At 63.4% G+C, this 15,660-nt stretch carries 16 protein-coding genes; 12 read left to right on the forward strand and 4 right to left on the reverse strand.

Translation table 11 applies throughout. From position 1 onward, the window contains the following. Nucleotides 1-444 precede the first annotated feature (444 nt). Nucleotides 445-1,332, forward strand: coding sequence for a threonine/homoserine exporter RhtA (gene rhtA, locus EGJ22_RS00005; protein ID WP_029885251.1), 888 nt, complete (start codon nucleotides 445-447; stop codon nucleotides 1,330-1,332). A gap of 189 nt (nucleotides 1,333-1,521) precedes the next feature. Further along, nucleotides 1,522-1,803: a hypothetical protein gene (locus EGJ22_RS00010; RefSeq protein ID WP_009684158.1), complete on the forward strand. Its 282-nt coding sequence runs from the start codon at nucleotides 1,522-1,524 to the stop codon at nucleotides 1,801-1,803. A gap of 39 nt (nucleotides 1,804-1,842) precedes the next feature. Here EGJ22_RS00010 and EGJ22_RS00015 read toward each other — a convergent pair whose 3' ends face one another. Beyond that, nucleotides 1,843-3,651: an aminopeptidase P family protein gene (locus EGJ22_RS00015; RefSeq protein WP_029885252.1), complete on the reverse strand. Its 1,809-nt coding sequence runs from the start codon at nucleotides 3,649-3,651 to the stop codon at nucleotides 1,843-1,845. 186 nt (nucleotides 3,652-3,837) lie between these two features. On the opposite strand from EGJ22_RS00015, the gene EGJ22_RS00020 reads away from it, so the two are divergent. Further along, nucleotides 3,838-4,950 (forward strand): DUF3182 family protein, encoded by a 1,113-nt coding sequence (locus tag EGJ22_RS00020; RefSeq protein ID WP_029885253.1) that lies wholly within the window; start codon nucleotides 3,838-3,840, stop codon nucleotides 4,948-4,950. Then, a complete protein-coding gene (locus tag EGJ22_RS00025; protein ID WP_029885254.1) occupies nucleotides 4,934-5,704 on the forward strand; it encodes a S9 family peptidase in 771 nt (256 codons plus the stop codon). Before EGJ22_RS00020 ends, EGJ22_RS00025 begins: the two co-directional genes overlap by 17 nt. Here EGJ22_RS00025 and EGJ22_RS00030 read toward each other — a convergent pair. Further along, nucleotides 5,683-6,063 carry an antibiotic biosynthesis monooxygenase gene (locus tag EGJ22_RS00030; protein WP_029885255.1) on the reverse strand — a complete coding sequence of 127 codons (381 nt, stop codon included), beginning with the start codon at nucleotides 6,061-6,063 and terminating at the stop codon, nucleotides 5,683-5,685. The two genes, EGJ22_RS00025 and EGJ22_RS00030, sit on opposite strands and share 22 nt — an antisense overlap. Before the next feature lie 90 nt (nucleotides 6,064-6,153). Next, complete coding sequence (locus EGJ22_RS00035) at nucleotides 6,154-7,137, reverse strand: GlxA family transcriptional regulator (RefSeq protein ID WP_029885256.1); 984 nt, start codon at nucleotides 7,135-7,137, stop codon at nucleotides 6,154-6,156. An 82-nt stretch (nucleotides 7,138-7,219) separates the two neighbouring features. Here EGJ22_RS00035 and EGJ22_RS00040 point away from each other — a divergent pair, with 82 nt between their 5' ends. Next, entirely contained in the window at nucleotides 7,220-7,774 is a 555-nt protein-coding gene (locus tag EGJ22_RS00040; protein WP_029885257.1) for a cysteine hydrolase family protein, read from the forward strand. A 78-nt stretch (nucleotides 7,775-7,852) separates the two neighbouring features. Here the strand turns inward: EGJ22_RS00040 and EGJ22_RS00045 are convergent, their stop codons facing one another. Next, nucleotides 7,853-8,416, reverse strand: a complete 564-nt coding sequence (locus EGJ22_RS00045; protein WP_029885258.1) for a helix-turn-helix domain-containing protein — start codon at nucleotides 8,414-8,416, stop codon at nucleotides 7,853-7,855. Between the two features lie 84 nt (nucleotides 8,417-8,500). Between EGJ22_RS00045 and EGJ22_RS00050 the strand changes: the two genes are divergently transcribed. The 7 genes from EGJ22_RS00050 to EGJ22_RS00080 all read left to right on the forward strand — a co-directional run bounded on the left by EGJ22_RS00050 (nucleotide 8,501) and on the right by EGJ22_RS00080 (nucleotide 15,659). Next, nucleotides 8,501-9,451 (forward strand): DMT family transporter, encoded by a 951-nt coding sequence (locus EGJ22_RS00050; protein ID WP_029885259.1) that lies wholly within the window; start codon nucleotides 8,501-8,503, stop codon nucleotides 9,449-9,451. 150 nt (nucleotides 9,452-9,601) lie between these two features. Next, nucleotides 9,602-12,517 (forward strand): monovalent cation/H+ antiporter subunit A, encoded by a 2,916-nt coding sequence (locus EGJ22_RS00055; RefSeq protein ID WP_029885260.1) that lies wholly within the window; start codon nucleotides 9,602-9,604, stop codon nucleotides 12,515-12,517. Next, nucleotides 12,517-12,861 carry a Na+/H+ antiporter subunit C gene (locus EGJ22_RS00060; protein ID WP_003250128.1) on the forward strand — a complete coding sequence of 115 codons (345 nt, stop codon included), beginning with the start codon at nucleotides 12,517-12,519 and terminating at the stop codon, nucleotides 12,859-12,861. The genes EGJ22_RS00055 and EGJ22_RS00060 overlap by 1 nt, the downstream gene beginning before the upstream one ends. Next, nucleotides 12,858-14,537, forward strand: a complete 1,680-nt coding sequence (locus EGJ22_RS00065) for a monovalent cation/H+ antiporter subunit D (protein ID WP_064314351.1) — start codon at nucleotides 12,858-12,860, stop codon at nucleotides 14,535-14,537. Before EGJ22_RS00060 ends, EGJ22_RS00065 begins: the two co-directional genes overlap by 4 nt. Next, nucleotides 14,534-15,022 (forward strand): Na+/H+ antiporter subunit E, encoded by a 489-nt coding sequence (locus tag EGJ22_RS00070; protein WP_009684169.1) that lies wholly within the window; start codon nucleotides 14,534-14,536, stop codon nucleotides 15,020-15,022. The genes EGJ22_RS00065 and EGJ22_RS00070 overlap by 4 nt, the downstream gene beginning before the upstream one ends. Beyond that, nucleotides 15,019-15,297 (forward strand): K+/H+ antiporter subunit F, encoded by a 279-nt coding sequence (locus EGJ22_RS00075; protein WP_029885262.1) that lies wholly within the window; start codon nucleotides 15,019-15,021, stop codon nucleotides 15,295-15,297. Before EGJ22_RS00070 ends, EGJ22_RS00075 begins: the two co-directional genes overlap by 4 nt. Then, the gene (locus tag EGJ22_RS00080) at nucleotides 15,294-15,659 is read left to right on the forward strand and encodes a Na+/H+ antiporter subunit G (protein WP_009684171.1); all 366 of its coding nucleotides are present in this window, start codon (nucleotides 15,294-15,296) and stop codon (nucleotides 15,657-15,659) included. Before EGJ22_RS00075 ends, EGJ22_RS00080 begins: the two co-directional genes overlap by 4 nt. Nucleotide 15,660 lies beyond the last annotated feature (1 nt).

Below are 15,660 nucleotides of genomic sequence, written 5' to 3' on the forward strand. Positions count from 1 at the left end.
TGTGACTATCAGTCCGTACTCACAAGCACCCACACGAATTGCTTGATTCGATTTGTTAAAGAGCGGTTGGTTAAGAGCGTTTCGTCTCAACCGAGGCGCGCATTCTACGCTTTCCTCATTTGCTGTCAAGCGTTTATTTTGAAGTTTTTTGCGAGAAACTCGTTTAGCTTCAAACACTTGACTCAACACAGTGGCTGGCAGTGCCTGCTACCGCGTTGGAATGGTGCGCATTATAGGGCGGCTTTTTTGTAGGTCAACCTTTAATTTCAATAATTTAGGTTTTCCGCAGAATCCCTGCAGCCGAGCAACAGCGTGCTCGGCCTGCACCCTGCCCTGCACGCTAGCCAGCGCTACAAAACCTCTGCAGGGCACCTTGCCCACTACCCTGCTAATTGCGCACTATATTGCTCACCCGCCCCCCCTCCAAAGGAATGCCGACCTTAAATGAACACCCAGCCCCGCAGCCTGGCCGCCACCCTCTTCCCGATAGGCTTGCTGCTGATTGCCATGGCATCGATCCAGTCAGGCGCTTCTTTGGCCAAAAGCATGTTCCCCATCGTTGGCGCACAAGGCACCACCACCCTGCGGCTGATCTTCGCCAGCATCATCATGCTGCTGATACTGCGCCCCTGGCGGGTTCGCCTGACCGCCAAAACCCTGCGCAACATCATCATTTATGGCATGGCCCTAGGCGGCATGAATTTCCTCTTTTATATGGCACTGCAAACGGTGCCCATCGGCATTGCCGTGGCCCTTGAGTTCACCGGTCCGCTAGCCGTGGCGCTGCTGTCTTCGCGTCGACCCACCGACTTCCTTTGGATCGCATTGGCCATTGTTGGCTTGCTGCTCTTGCTGCCGGCCGGCCATGGCGGGCAAGCACTTGACCCCGTGGGCGCAGCCTATGCCCTGGGGGCGGGTGTTTGCTGGGCACTGTATATCCTGTTCGGGCAACGCGCCGGCGCCGAGCACGGCATCCAGAGTGCAGCCCTGGGCGTGGTGGTAGCCGCCCTGTTCGTCGCACCTATCGGCATCGCCCATGCCGGCAGCGCACTGCTCACCCCGGCGCTGATTCCCGTAGCGCTCGCCGTTGCAGTGCTGTCCACCGCCCTGCCCTACAGCCTGGAAATGGTTGCCCTGACGCGCATTCCGGCGCGCACTTTCGGCACCCTCATGAGCATCGAGCCTGCATTCGGGGCGCTGTCGGGCCTTTTGTTCCTTGGCGAAGTTCTGACAGTCACCCAATGGCTGGCGATCCTGGCGATCATTGCGGCCTCTGTGGGCACCACGCTGTCGATGCGGAAAGAAACCAGCCCACCCATCGCCGCCGACTGATATGAGAAATATTTTCATTTGAGACCGTATTAGTGATTGTCGCGATCGGCCCCGCTGATTAAGCTGTCACAGCATCACGATCTTCACGCGTTCTACTGAAGCGAACACTGGCGCTGAGGAAACTCAGGAAGAACCGAAGCGATAACGACAGGGTCTGACATCGGATTCGCCCTGCATATAAGGACAGGAATGAAACGTATTTTTCTCATCCTGGCCATCTTGGCTATTGCTGGATGTGCCGCCACGGCCAAGACCGAGGTCAAGAAGGGCAAAAAGGGCCTGCATATCAATTGCTCCGGCCTTTCATCCTCGTGGGACAAGTGTTACAGCAAGGCTGCAAGCGCTTGCAGCACCCGCGGTTACCGGGTGGTCGCACGTTCTGGTGACAGCGACGAAGAAGACGGTGACTATTTGTTCGGCATCAACCCAGCGGGCTACACCAGCCGCAGCATGATTGTCATCTGCAAATAGCAGCAAGGGCAGCGCATCGGCTGCCCTCTTTGCCGCGCTTTACAGCGGCGCGGTGCGCGCTTCGAGCCAGCCAAGCGCCTCCCCTTTCAACAACGGGGCCAAACGCTCGCGCACGTGAGCATGATAGCCATTGAGCCACTCCAGTTCGCATTGGGTCAGTCGTTCGGGCAGGAGGCAGCGGGCGTCGATCGGGCACAGTGTCAAGGTCTCGAAGTTCAGGAAGTCACCGAAGGCGCTCGTGCCTGCTTCGCGGTTGACCACCAGATTCTCGATGCGTACCCCCCATTGCCCAGGCCTGTAGGTGCCCGGCTCGATCGAGCTGATCATGCCCGCCTGCATGGCAGTATGGGGCGCCGGTGCCGCCTGGTAGGCAATCACTTGCGGCCCCTCATGCACATTGAGGAAATAGCCCACCCCATGCCCGGTCCCATGCCCGTAGTCGACCTGGTCAGCCCAGATCGGCGCGCGCGCAATGGCATCGAGCAGGGGCGACAGGATGCCACGGGGAAACGTGGCCCGCGACAGGGCGATCATGCCTTTGAGCACGCGGGTGCAGTCTTCCTTCTGCGCCTGGCTGGGAACACCCACCGGCACCATGCGAGTGATGTCAGTAGTCCCCCCCAGGTACTGCCCACCCGAATCGATCAGCAACAGCCCGTTGCCTTCGATGCGTGCATGCGACTGCTCGGTGGCGCGGTAATGCGGCATGGCACCATTGGCATTGAAGGCTGCAATGGTCGAAAAGCTCAGCGACACGAAATTCGCCTGCCGTGCACGTGCGGCACTCAATTGCTCGTCCACGGTCAGCTCGGTGACGACCTCTCGACCAAGGTTGGCTTCCAGCCAGGCGAAGAATTCGCACAATGCCGCCCCGTCTTCCTCCATGACCTGACGGATGTAGGGGAGATCAGCGTCACCCTTGCAGGCCTTGCTCAGGGTGGTGGGGTTCAGCCCCTCGACCAGCGCCACACCCGCCGGCAAGTTGGCCAACAGGCTACAGGTGACGCGTGCCGGGTCCACCAGCAGCCGACTGCCTGCCGCCATGGCAGCCAGCGCCTGCCCTGCTTCGTTGTAGTCGCGCACTTCGACACCGTCGCTCGCCAGTACCTGGCGCAGGTGCGCATCCACCTTGCCTTGGCCAACGAACAGCATGGCCTGCTGCTGGCTGATCAAGGCGAAGGCCAGAAACACCGGGTTGTATGAGACGTCGCTACCGCGCAGATTGAACAGCCAGGCGATGTCATCGAGGGTGGCAATGAAGTGCCAGTCGGCCCCCTTGGCCTGCATGGCCTGGCGCAACTGCGCGAGCTTTTGCGCCCGGCTCGTCGTGGCGTGCGGCTGCAAATGCTGATAGACCGGATTGCCAGGCAGCGCCGGGCGCCCGTCCCACACCTCGCCCAGCAGGTCATGGTCGGTTACCAGCCGCGCCCCGCGCGCCTTCAGGCGCTCTGCCAATTGCCGCGCCGAGGCCAATGCCATGACGGCACCGTCGACTGCCACGGTGCCGTTAGGCTCAGCGTGCTCTCCCAGCCACTCCAGCGCGCCAGGCTTGCCCGGCGACAGCTTCATCAGCTCGATGCCACTGCCGGCCAATTCATGCTCGGCCTGTTCCCAGTAGCGGCTATCGACCCATAGCCCGGCAAACGCCGAGGTCACCACCAGTGTACCCACCGAGCCATGAAACCCCGACAGCCACTGGCGCCCTTGCCAATAGCCGGGCAGGTATTCGGAGAGGTGCGGGTCGGATGAAGGCACCAGCAAGGCATCGACGTGCCTTGCCGCCATGGCCTGGCGCAGACGCATCAGGCGCTGTGGCACGCTGTGTTCAAAGGGGGTCTGCACGTTCATGCGCTCTCCTGCGGCTACATCACGGTTGATCCAATAGGCGGATAATGGAGCAGGCGCCAAAGCCCTGCAATCGCCCAGGCGCGAACCGGAACCGTCCTACACAAGGACCGCCGATCAAGTAGTGCTGAACTTCCCCAGGGTCACGGCTTCACACACTGTACATTCGCCACACACAGGCAGCAGACCATGCCCAGTGCCTGCCCCGCTAAAACTGCAGTCGTGCTGCTCGACACTCGGGAACATACACCCGAGCATGAGCGGGCCGTGCACCTGAAGCTCGCCGAGGGCCTGGCACGCTTGCTGGGCTGCCCCCATGTGCAGCCCACGCGGCTGCCTGTCGCCACCGACAACTACTATTGCATCCCGACCGAAACCCTGACCGACACCGAGCAGGCTGCCAGCCTGGGCGTTGTCAGTGAGTCCGATCTATTCGGCGGCGTGGTGCCCTGCCCCTACATGGCCACCAAAGCCATTTCCCACCCGCTGCCTGCGGGAGCCACCAGCCCTGCGGGCTGGACCGATGGCTTCGCCCGCCAGGCCGGCGACGCCTTGCTGCGCGGTTTTACGGTGTTCAGCAAACCCGATGCCCGCCATGCTGCAGCCTTGCTGTTGCGCGCTGGTCCTGTGCGGGTCAAGCCAGTACGGGCCAGCGCAGGCCGCGGGCAACAGGTGATCACAGAACTGGACCAGCTGACCCCTTTGCTGAACGGTATGGACGACCAGCAGTTGGCGGTATGGGGACTGGTGCTGGAAGAAGACCTGAGCCAAGTGCAGACCTTCAGCGTTGGTCAGGTCAGGGTGGCCGGCCTCACCTGCAGCTACCATGGCACCCAGCAACTCACCCGTGACCATCAGGGCTGCGAGGTGTACGGGGGATCTGACCTGATCGTAGTCCGTGGCGACTATCAGGCCCTGTTGCAACGTCCCCTTGAAGACCACCTGCGGCTGGCCGTGAACCAGGCCATGGTCTACGAACAGGCTGCCGAACGGCATTTTCCGGGTTTTGTGGCGTCGCGGCGCAACTACGATATCGCCCGCGGCACCACTGCCTCTGGCCAGCCATGCAGCGGGGTACTCGAACAATCCTGGCGCCTGGGCGGTGCCAGCAGCGCCGAGCTGCTGGCCCTGCAGGCATTTGCCGACGACCCGGCACTGCAGCAGGTACGTGCGTCCACCCATGAAGTGTTCGGCAGCGCCGACCTGCCCGCGGATGCCACCCTTTTCTACCAAGGAAACGACAGTGAACTCGGACAACTCAGCAAATTTGCGCGGATTCGCGAGCATGGCCATTCAGAGTGAAACCGTCGAACTGCAGGTCGAGAACGACCGCATCGCCGGGACCTTGGTCAGCCCTGGCAGCAAGATGCCAGGTATTCTCTTCGTCCACGGCTGGGGTGGCAGCCAGCAACGTGACCTGGCTCGCGCCCGACACATCACCGGCCTGGGCTGCGTATGCATGACCTTCGACCTGCGCGGCCATGAAAAAACCCAAAGCCAGCGCCTGACCGTTACCCGTGAGCAGAACCTGCAAGACCTGCTGGTGGCTTACGACCGCCTGATCAGCCACCCGGCGGTCGACAGCAACGCCATCGCCATCATCGGCAGCAGCTATGGCGGCTACCTGGCCACCTTGCTGACCCGCGAGCGCCCGGTGAAATGGCTGGCCCTGCGGGTGCCGGCCATGTACTGGGACGAAGAATGGGACAGCCCCAAGCAAGCCCTTGATCGTCAGCGCTTGAACGCCTACCGCCAGCGCCCCTTGGGGCCGGCCGACAACCGCGCCCTGGCCGCCTGCGCCGAGTTCGTCGGTGATGTGCTGCTGGTGGAGTCCGAACAGGACGACTATGTCCCGCACAGCACCTTGATGAGCTACCGCTCGGCATTCGTCAGCGCCCACTCACTGACCCACCGCATGGTCGACGGCGCCGACCACGCGTTATCCAGTGAAGAAAGCCAGAAAGCCTACAGCTCGATGCTGGCGGCATGGGTCAGCGAAATGGTCATCGGTGCCCGCCTGGACCGCTACCCACACTACGCACCGTGGTACGCCTGACCCTCCCCTACCTGGCAATGCAGGCCGCCGTCGGCGCTGCGCACCAAGCTGCGCAAGGTCTGGTAGGCCGCAAAATTGACACCCCGTGCCTGGTGCCGGCGCAACAGCTCGAGGAAGGGTTCCTCGTTGAAATACACGGCCGCCGCCGACCATGCCTGGCGTGACTGCCATTGCAGGTACTGCAGCACCCGGCTGCCATCGTCGCTTGCCTGAATGCTGACGCCTTGCAGGCCTTCGCAGCGCGCTGCCAACACTTCGCTGCGCACCACCAGCGCTTGAGCCAACGCCTGCTGGCACGGGCTTGGCACTTCATATTCGATCATCTGGGTGAACCACAGGGCTTGAGGGTTTGCCGACATCGACAGTCTCCTGGCTACGGGCGCATGCAGCGCGATGCCGAGCAGGGTAAAACCTCAAGTTAAGTCAAGGTCAAGCGGTTTGTGCACGCGCTACGCCGTTACCGCAAAGCGTCGCCGGTACTCACTCGGCGTCAGCCCGGTGATGCGCTGAAAGACTTTGCGAAACGCCCCCGGGTCCTCATAGCCAACCCCCCAGGCGATCTGCTCGACATTGCGCCGGGTGAACTCCAGCAACCGGCACGCGCGCCCTACGCGCACCTGCTGGCAGTATTCGGTGGGGCGCAACCCGGTGGCGGCTCGAAAACGCCGCAGGAACGTGCGCCCTTCCAACCCCGCGCAGGCCGCCATCGCAGCCAGGTCTGCATGCTGCCCGTCACTGCCCTGCAGCCAATGCTGCACTTTCAGGATGGCTTCGTCGCCATGGTCCAGGCGAGGGTTGAACAACGCCCCGGGCAATGCCGCGGTGACAGGTTCAACTGCCAGATAGCGGGCAGTTTCCCGCGCTACCGTCGCCCCCAGAAAACGTTCGAGCAGCCGCAGCCCCAGGTCGGTCCAGGCCATCAACCCCGCCGAGGTAACAATGTCGCCGTCGTCCAGTAGCGGCTGCTGGGTCTGCACGCGCACGTTGGGGAACCGCTGCGCCAGCGCCTGCACGTAGTTCCAGTGGGTACAGGCCGGGCGACCATCCAGCAAGCCACTGGCGGCGATGAAAAACACGCCGATACACACCGACGCCAGCACCGCGCCACGCCCGTGCAACAGGCACAGGGACGACCGATGCTGTTCCAGCAGGTCGCCATGCGGGGCCGATTCCAGGCTTGGCGGGATGATCAGGACACGCACGCCTGCCAGGTCGACAGCCGGGCTGCCAAGCGCCAGTTGCAAGTGACCTGCGACGTCGACCTGCCAGAAGCTGATGCGCACCCGCGGCAACGCGACAGCACCCAGTTCGGCAGCGACCCGATTGGCCACGGTGAAGAGGTCGCGCAGGCCATACAGGGCAGCCTGCTGTACCCCAGGGTAAAGCAACAAGCCGATGTCCAGCCTGGCCGTGTTGTCAGTTTTCACCCGCATAGTGTCGTTCACGCCAATCCTCAGGTCGGGCCCCACAGCCTATAACTAACACCAACCCACGACTACTGCCACAGGAGGCAGCATGAACAAGCACGCGCTGATCATCATCGACATCCAGAACGACTACTTCCCAGGCGGCAAGTGGCCCCTCGATGGGGCTGAGGCAGCGGCCGAAAACGCGGCCCGCGTGCTGGCCGCTGCCCGCACGCGCGGCGACCTGGTGGTGCATGTGCGGCATGAGTTCACCAGCGCCGATGCGCCATTCTTTGCCCCGGGTTCGCCGGGCGCCGCCTTCTACAGCAAGGTCCAGCCGGCTGCAGGCGAGCCGGTGATACTCAAGCACAAGGTCAACGCCTTTCTCGAAACTGGCCTTGAACAAACGCTCCGAACGCATGGCATCGAAGCCGTGACCATCGTTGGCAGCATGAGCCACATGTGCATTGATGCCGCTACCCGGGCAGCCGCCGACCTGGGCTTTGAAGTGACCGTGGTGCACGATGCCTGCGCGACCCTGGCACTGACGTTCGACGGCAAGCAGGTGCCAGCGGCCCAGGTACAGGATACGACCATGGCAGCGTTGGCCTTCGCCTACGCCAAAGTCGTGAAGACGAGCGAAATGGTGGCCGAGCAGGCTTGAGGTGCTCGGGGCGCTTTGCGCCCCATCCCGCCGGCAGATCACTTGCACACCACCACGTGGCGTCGAACCTGCAGGGCCTCAGATCACCACATTACGCACAAACCGCACCGGCACAGTGCCATCGTTCCGGTAGGCGTACTGGCAATTGCTGGGGAATACCTGGAACTGCCCCACCTGCAGGCGATGTTCCATCCCCTCGATGATCAGGGTAAGTTGCCCTGCGCATACATAGATCTGCTCACTCCAACCCTCGGCATCGGCCTCGCTGGCATAACGCTCGCCTGGCGCCAGCGTCCACTCCCACAGCTCGACCTCGCGCCGCGCCGCGCTAGTGCCCAGCAAAACCGCCCGGCTCTGCGGGTGCTCGCCCGCCCAGGCCAGCTCTTCGATACGCCCTGGATCACGCAGGTCCGGCGCCTGAATCAACGTACTGAAGGCCACCCCCAACGCCTCGGCGATCAAATCCAGGGTGGTCAGGCTGACGTTCTTTTCCCCCGCCTCGATGGCCACCAGCATGCGCCGGCTGACCCCCGAGCGTTCAGCCAGCACAGCCTGGCTAATACCAGCGGCGTTGCGCAGGCTGCGAACATTGAGGCTGACGTGTTGCAGCACCGAAGCACGGTGCGCGGATTCTTTGTGCACTATATTGCTCACCGTTGTGTATTGCGCAGTATACTGCCCACTTTGCGGCGATTTTGCGCCGCCTGACGCCGAGTGTGCAAGACCATGATCCAGCCCAGCAGCAAGCCAACCCCCACCGTTACCTTTCGCCTGAGCAGGGCAGAGGTCGTGCTGGTGTTCATTACCATGTTGTGGGGCGGCACCTTTTTGCTCGTCCATAACGTGATGAGTGTCAGCGGCCCGATGTTCTTCGTCGGCCTGCGCTTTGCGGCAGCGGCGTTGTTCGTGGGCGTGGTGTCAGCGCGGGCGCTGCCTGGGCTGACCTTCACCGAGCTCAAGGCCGGCATGCTGATCGGTGTCACGATCATGCTCGGCTATGGTTTGCAGACCATGGGCCTGCAAACCATCAGCAGCAGCCAGTCGGCGTTCATCACTGCGCTGTATGTGCCGTTCGTGCCCCTGTTGCAGTGGCTGGTACTCGGCCGCCGGCCAGGCCTGATGCCCAGCATCGGCATTTGCCTGGCGTTCGCCGGCCTGATGCTGCTGGCCGGCCCGGAAGGCGGCAGCCTGCATTTCAGTGAAGGCGAAATGGTGACCTTGGTCAGCGCTGTGGCGATCGCCGGCGAGATCATCCTGATCAGCCGCTACGCCGGCCAGGTCGATGTGCGTCGGGTCACCGTTGTCCAGTTGGCGACCGCGTCGGTGTTGGCGTTTTTGATGATCGTCCCGACCCAGGAGCGCATCCCCGACTTTTCCTGGCTGCTGCTGGTCAGCGCTATCGGCCTGGGCGCGATGAGTGCGGTAATCCAGGTGGCGATGAACTGGGCGCAGAAGTCGGTCTCGCCCACCCGGGCAACGCTTATTTATGCTGGTGAGCCGGTGTGGGCTGGTATCGTCGGGCGTATCGCCGGCGAACGGCTCCCCGGCGTAGCGCTGCTGGGCGGCCTGCTGATCGTGGTCGCGGTGGTAGTCAGCGAACTCAAGGTACGGCGGCGCAGCGAATGCGCCACAGCGGACGGCGAACAGGTACCGGGTGAGCGTCAGGCAGGCCTATGAAGCAGCCAACTGCAGCTATGCTTTGTAAAAAACTGTTATAAAAAAATCACTTGTCACAGTCTATTTGTAGGATTCTGCGACAGCTTGCGTGTTGGTGATCACCGCCCCCGGCACGTATGATCCTTGCAAACTTCTCCAGAATAGGCCGCTATGTCTTTGATAGTGCTATTGCTTCTGCCGTTCGTGGGCAGTTGCCTGGCAGCCGTGCTGCCGCACAACGCACGAAACGCCGAGTCCATCCTTGCCGGGCTCGTAGCCCTGGTCGGTACCGTCCAGGTAGCACTGCTTTACCCTCAGGTCGCCCACGGGGGCGTGATTCGCGAAGAGTTCCTGTGGCTGCCCAGCCTGGGCCTGAACCTGGTGCTGCGCATGGACGGCTTCGCCTGGCTGTTCTCGCTGCTGGTGCTGGGCATCGGCACGCTGGTGTCGCTGTACGCGCGCTACTACATGTCACCCCAAGACCCGGTGCCGCGCTTCTTCGCCTTTTTCCTGGCGTTCATGGGCGCCATGCTGGGCCTGGTGATCTCCGGCAACCTGATCCAGCTGGTGTTCTTCTGGGAGCTCACCAGCCTGTTCTCTTTCCTGCTTATCGGCTACTGGCACCACCGTGCAGACGCCCGCCGCGGCGCCTACATGGCACTGATGGTAACGGGCGCAGGCGGCCTGTGCCTGCTGGTGGGGGCGCTGCTGCTCGGCCATGTGGTCGGCAGCTACGACCTGGACAAGGTCCTGGCTGCCGGCGACACCATCCGCCAGCACGCGCTGTATCCGGTGCTGCTGCCCCTCATCTTGATCGGCGCCCTGAGCAAGAGCGCACAGTTCCCCTTCCAGTTCTGGCTGCCCCACGCCATGGCTGCGCCAACGCCGGTATCGGCCTACCTGCACTCCGCAACCATGGTCAAGGCCGGGGTATTCCTGCTGGCCCGCCTGTGGCCAGTGCTCTCCGGCAGCGAGGAGTGGTTCTGGATCGTCGGCGGCGCCGGCGCCATCACGCTGTTGCTCGGCGCCTTCGCCGCGATGTTCCAGAATGACCTGAAGGGCCTTCTGGCCTACTCGACCATCAGCCATCTCGGCCTGATTACCCTGCTGCTCGGCCTGAACAGCCCGCTGGCCGCGGTCGCCGCGGTGTTCCACATCCTCAACCATGCCACCTTCAAAGCCTCGCTGTTCATGGCCGCAGGCATCATCGACCACGAAAGCGGCACCCGCGACATCCGCCGCCTCAGTGGCCTGATCCGCCTGGTGCCGTACACCGCCACCCTGGCCATGGTGGCCAGTGCCTCGATGGCTGGCGTGCCCTTGATGAACGGCTTCCTGTCGAAGGAAATGTTCTTCGCTGAAACGGTGTTCATCAGCTCCACCGCCTGGGTCGAAGCCGCCCTGCCGGTAGTCGCCACCCTCGCCGGCACGTTCAGCGTGGCGTATGCGCTGCGCTTTACCGTCGATGTGTTCTTCGGCCCTACGGCCCAGGACCTGCCGCACACCCCGCATGAACCGCCGCGCTGGATGCGTGCACCGGTGGAGTTGCTGGTACTCACCTGCCTGGTCGTGGGTATTTTCCCCGCACAGTCGGTCGGGCCGCTGCTGGCTGCCGCGGCATTGCCGGTGGTCGGCGGCACCCTGCCGGAATACAGCCTGGCGATCTGGCATGGCTGGAATGCGCCGTTGATCATGAGCCTGCTCGCCATGAGCGGCGGTATCGTCTTGTACCTCATGTTGCGCAAGCAACTGCGCCGGGGGCGCTTCCCTTCCCCGCCGGTGATCGAGCGGTTCAACGGCAAGCGCCTGTTCGAATACGGCCAGGTGCAGTTGATGTTGCTTGCCCGGCGCATCGAGCGCCTGCTCACCAGCCGGCGTTTGCAGTCGCAGCTGTTCATGCTGGTGGTCGCCGCATTCCTGGCCGGCCTCACGCCCATGCTCTACAGCGGCCTGAGCTGGGGGGAGCGGCCGAAAATTCCCGGGTCCGGGGTATTCGTGGCGCTGTGGCTGATCGCAATCGCCTGCGCCATCGGCGCTGCCTACCAGGCCAAGTACCATCGCCTGGCAGCCCTGACCATGGTCAGCGTCTGCGGCCTGATGACGTGCATCACCTTCGTCTGGTTCTCCGCACCCGACCTGGCCCTGACCCAGCTGGTGGTGGAAGTGGTCACCACCGTGCTTATCCTGCTCGGCTTGCGCTGGTTGCCTCGGCGTATCGAAGGCGTCTCGCCATCGCCCGGCAGCCTGGAGCGTGCGCGCATACGCCGCTTGCGCGACCTGCTGCTGGCGGTACTGGTTGGTGGCGGCATGGCCTTGTTGTCGTATGCCATGCTGACGCGGCCGACACCCAATGACATTTCCTCGTTCTACCTCAGCCGGGCACTGCCGCAGGGCGGTGGCACCAATGTGGTCAACGTCATGCTGGTCGACTTCCGCGGTTTCGACACCCTCGGTGAAATCACCGTGCTGGTGGCCGTGGCGCTGACCGTGTTCGCCCTGCTGCGGCGCTTCCGCCCACCCAAGGAGAGCATGCAGTTGCCGGCCCAGCAGCGCCAACTGGCGCCTGACGTGGTCACCGACCTGATCAACCCGCGGCATGCCACCGATACCGCACTGGGCTTCATGATGGTGCCAGCGGTGCTGGTGCGCCTGCTGCTGCCCATTGCCCTGCTGGTCTCGATGTACCTGTTCATGCGCGGGCACAACCAGCCAGGGGGCGGTTTTGTCGCTGGCTTGGTAATGTCGGTGGCGTTCATCCTGCAGTACATGGTGGCCGGCACCCAATGGGTCGAGGCGCAGATGAGCCTGCGGCCGCTCCGCTGGATGGGCACCGGCCTGCTTTGCGCAACCCTCACCGGGGGCGGCGCCATGCTGCTCGGCTACCCGTTCCTGACCACCCATACCGCCCACCTGCACTTGCCCTTGCTGGGCGACGTGCACGTGGCCAGTGCACTGTTCTTCGATGTCGGCGTGTACACCGTGGTGGTCGGTTCGACCCTGTTGATCCTCACTGCGCTGGCGCACCAGTCGGTGCGTGCCTACCGCCCGGGTAACCCGGCGAAAACCAACCAAGCAGGAGCCGCCTGATGGAAGAAGTCATTGCAGTCGCCATCGGAGTGCTGGCCGCCTCGGGCGTATGGCTGATCCTGCGCCCGCGTACCTACCAGGTCATCATGGGCCTGTGCCTGCTGTCGTACGGCGTCAACCTGTTCATCTTCAGCATGGGCAGCCTGTTCATTGGCAAAGAGCCAATTATCAAGGACGGCGTGACCCAGGACTTGCTGCATTACACCGACCCGCTGCCGCAAGCCCTGGTGTTGACCGCCATCGTGATCAGCTTTGCCATGACCGCGCTGTTCCTGGTGGTGCTGCTGGCCTCGCGGGGCCTGACCGGGACCGACCACGTCGATGGCCGGGAGCGTGACGAATGAGCGACATGAGTCAACTGATCGTCGCGCCCATCCTGCTACCGTTGGTCACGGCGGCCATGATGCTGCTGCTGGGCGAAAAACACCGCCGCATCAAAGCCCGCCTGAACCTGCTGTCGACCTTCACCGGCCTGGCCATCGCCGTCAGCCTGCTGCTGTGGGTACGCACCCAGGGCCAGGCGGAATCGATCGGCGTGTACCTGCCGGGTAACTGGCCAGCGCCATTCGGTATCGTGCTGGTGCTGGACCACTTGTCTGCGCTGCTGCTGACCCTGACCGGGGTCATCGGCTTCAGTGCCCTGTTGTTTGCCCGCGCCCGCTGGGACAGTGCCGGGGCCAGCTTTCACGCACTGTTCCAGATCCAGCTGATGGGCCTGTACGGCGCGTTCCTCACAGCCGACCTGTTCAACCTGTTCGTGTTCTTCGAAGTGCTGCTGGCCGCTTCCTACGGCCTGTTGCTGCATGGGTCGGGGCGCGCGCGCGTGCGTGCCGGCCTGCACTACATCGCCATCAACCTGTTTGCCTCGTCGCTCTTCCTGATTGGCGCGGCGATGCTGTACGGCGTCACCGGCACCCTGAACATGGCTGACCTGGCCCTGAAGATTCCCCTGGTGCCAGAAGCTGACCGTGGCCTGCTGCACGCCGGTGCAGCCATCCTGGCCATGGCCTTCCTGGTCAAGGCCGGCATCTGGCCGCTCAACTTCTGGTTGGTACCGGCCTATGCATCGGCCAGTGCGCCGGTGGCTGCGCTGTTCGCCATCATGACCAAGGTCGGCCTGTACGCGGTGTTGCGCCTGTGGACGCTGCTGTTCTCCGGCCAGGCCGGCGCTTCGGCCCATTTCGGCGGCCAATGGCTGGTGTACGGTGGCCTGGTGACCCTGGCGGTGGCCGCAGTGTGCATTCTCGCAGCACAGCGCCTGGAACGCATGGCAGCGCTGAGCATCCTGGTTTCGGCCGGCACCCTGCTCGGCGCGGTCGGCTTTGCCCAGCCCGCGCTGACCGGTGCGGCACTGTTCTATCTGGTCAACTCGACCCTGGCACTGTGCGCCCTGTTCCTGCTCGCCGAGCTGGTCGAACGCTCGCGCTCGGCCAACGAAGCGCCGCTGGACGAAGAAGAAGATGTGATGCCGCCCCCGCTGGAGTCGCTGCACCCCCCCAAAGGTATCAACCTCGATGACGAGCAGAAGGCGGTGATCGGCCAGATCATCCCTTGGACCATGGCTTTCCTGGGCCTTAGTTTCATCGCCTGCGCCTTGCTGATCATCGGCATGCCGCCCCTCTCGGGCTTCGTCGGCAAGCTCAACCTGATCAGCGCCTTGTTCAACCCAAACGGCCTGGGCGGCCCCGTCGAGCAGCCCCTGAGTGCCGCCGGCTGGGGGCTGGTAGCGTTGCTGATACTCTCGGGCATGGCCTCGCTGATCGCCTTCGGCCGGGTTGGCATCCAACGCTTCTGGAAGCCCGAAGAGCGCCCGTCACCCGTACTGCGCCGGTTCGAATGCCTGCCGATCGTCATACTGCTCGGCCTGTGCATCTTCCTCAGCCTCAAGGCCGAGCCATTGCTGCGCTACACCCAGGACACGGCCGCCAGCCTGCAGGCGCCAGATGCCTATATCGATGCCGTAATGGCCGCCCGGCCGATCCCTGGCCCGACTTCGCCCAGCGACGAGGTGCTGCCATGAGCCGCATGTTCCCCGCCCCGCTCCTCTCGGTCTCGCTGTTCGGCCTGTGGCTGCTGCTCAACCTCTCGGTCAGCCCCGGTAACCTGCTGCTGGGCGCCGCCCTTGGCGTGCTGGCGCCACTGCTGATGGCCCCCTTGCGGCCGCAGCACGCACACGTCAAGCGGCCGCTGGTCGTCGCCCGGCTTATCGGCCGGGTCGGCGTCGATGTCATCATGTCCAACCTGCTGGTTGCCCGCGGCGTGCTGCGGGCCGGCAAGCAGCCGCCACGTTCGGCATTCGTGCATATACCGCTGGCCCTGCGCGACCCGCACGGCCTGGCGGCACTGGCGATGATTACCACGGTGGTGCCTGGCACAGTCTGGTCGGAACTGGCTCTGGACCGCAGCGTATTGCTGCTGCATGTGTTCGACCTGGACGATGAAGCGGCCTTCGTCCAGCACTTCAAGGACACGTATGAACGCCCACTGATGGAGATTTTCCAATGACAGGCCTGCTCGCCAACGCTGTCCTCGCCAGCCTGTTCATTTTCGCCCTGGCCATGGCCCTGGCGCTGCTCAGGCTGTTCCGTGGCCCGTCTGCCCAGGACCGGGTCCTGGCGCTGGACTACCTGTATATCCTGGCCATGCTGACCATGCTGGTGCTGGGTATCCGTTATGCCAGTGACACCTACTTCGAAGGTGCCCTGTTGATTGCGCTGTTCGGCTTCGTCGGCTCGTTTGCCCTGGCCAAGTTCCTGCTGCGCGGTGAGGTGATCGAATGACTGAAACCTTGGTACTGCCATTCTGGCTGGAACTGATCACGGCGGTGCTGCTGATCACCGGCAGCCTGTTCGCCCTGGTAGGTGCAGTGGGCCTGGTGCGCCTGAAAGACTACTTCCAGCGCATGCACCCACCGGCACTGGCCTCGACCATCGGCGCCTGGTGTGTGGCACTGGCCTCGATCATCTATTTTTCGTGGTTGAAGGACGCGGCGGTGCTGCACGCCTGGCTGATCCCCATTCTGCTGTCGATCACTGTGCCGGTGACCACGTTGCTGCTCGCACGGGCAGCGCTGTTCCGCAAGCGGGTAGCGAAAGAGCCAGTGCCTGAAGAGGTCAGCAGCGGCTGCGACAGTGGCAACTGAA

It is taken from the genome of Pseudomonas sp. p99-361 (genome assembly GCF_003935475.1).
In the GTDB taxonomy this organism is placed as follows: Bacteria; Pseudomonadota; Gammaproteobacteria; order Pseudomonadales; family Pseudomonadaceae; genus Aquipseudomonas; species Aquipseudomonas juntendi.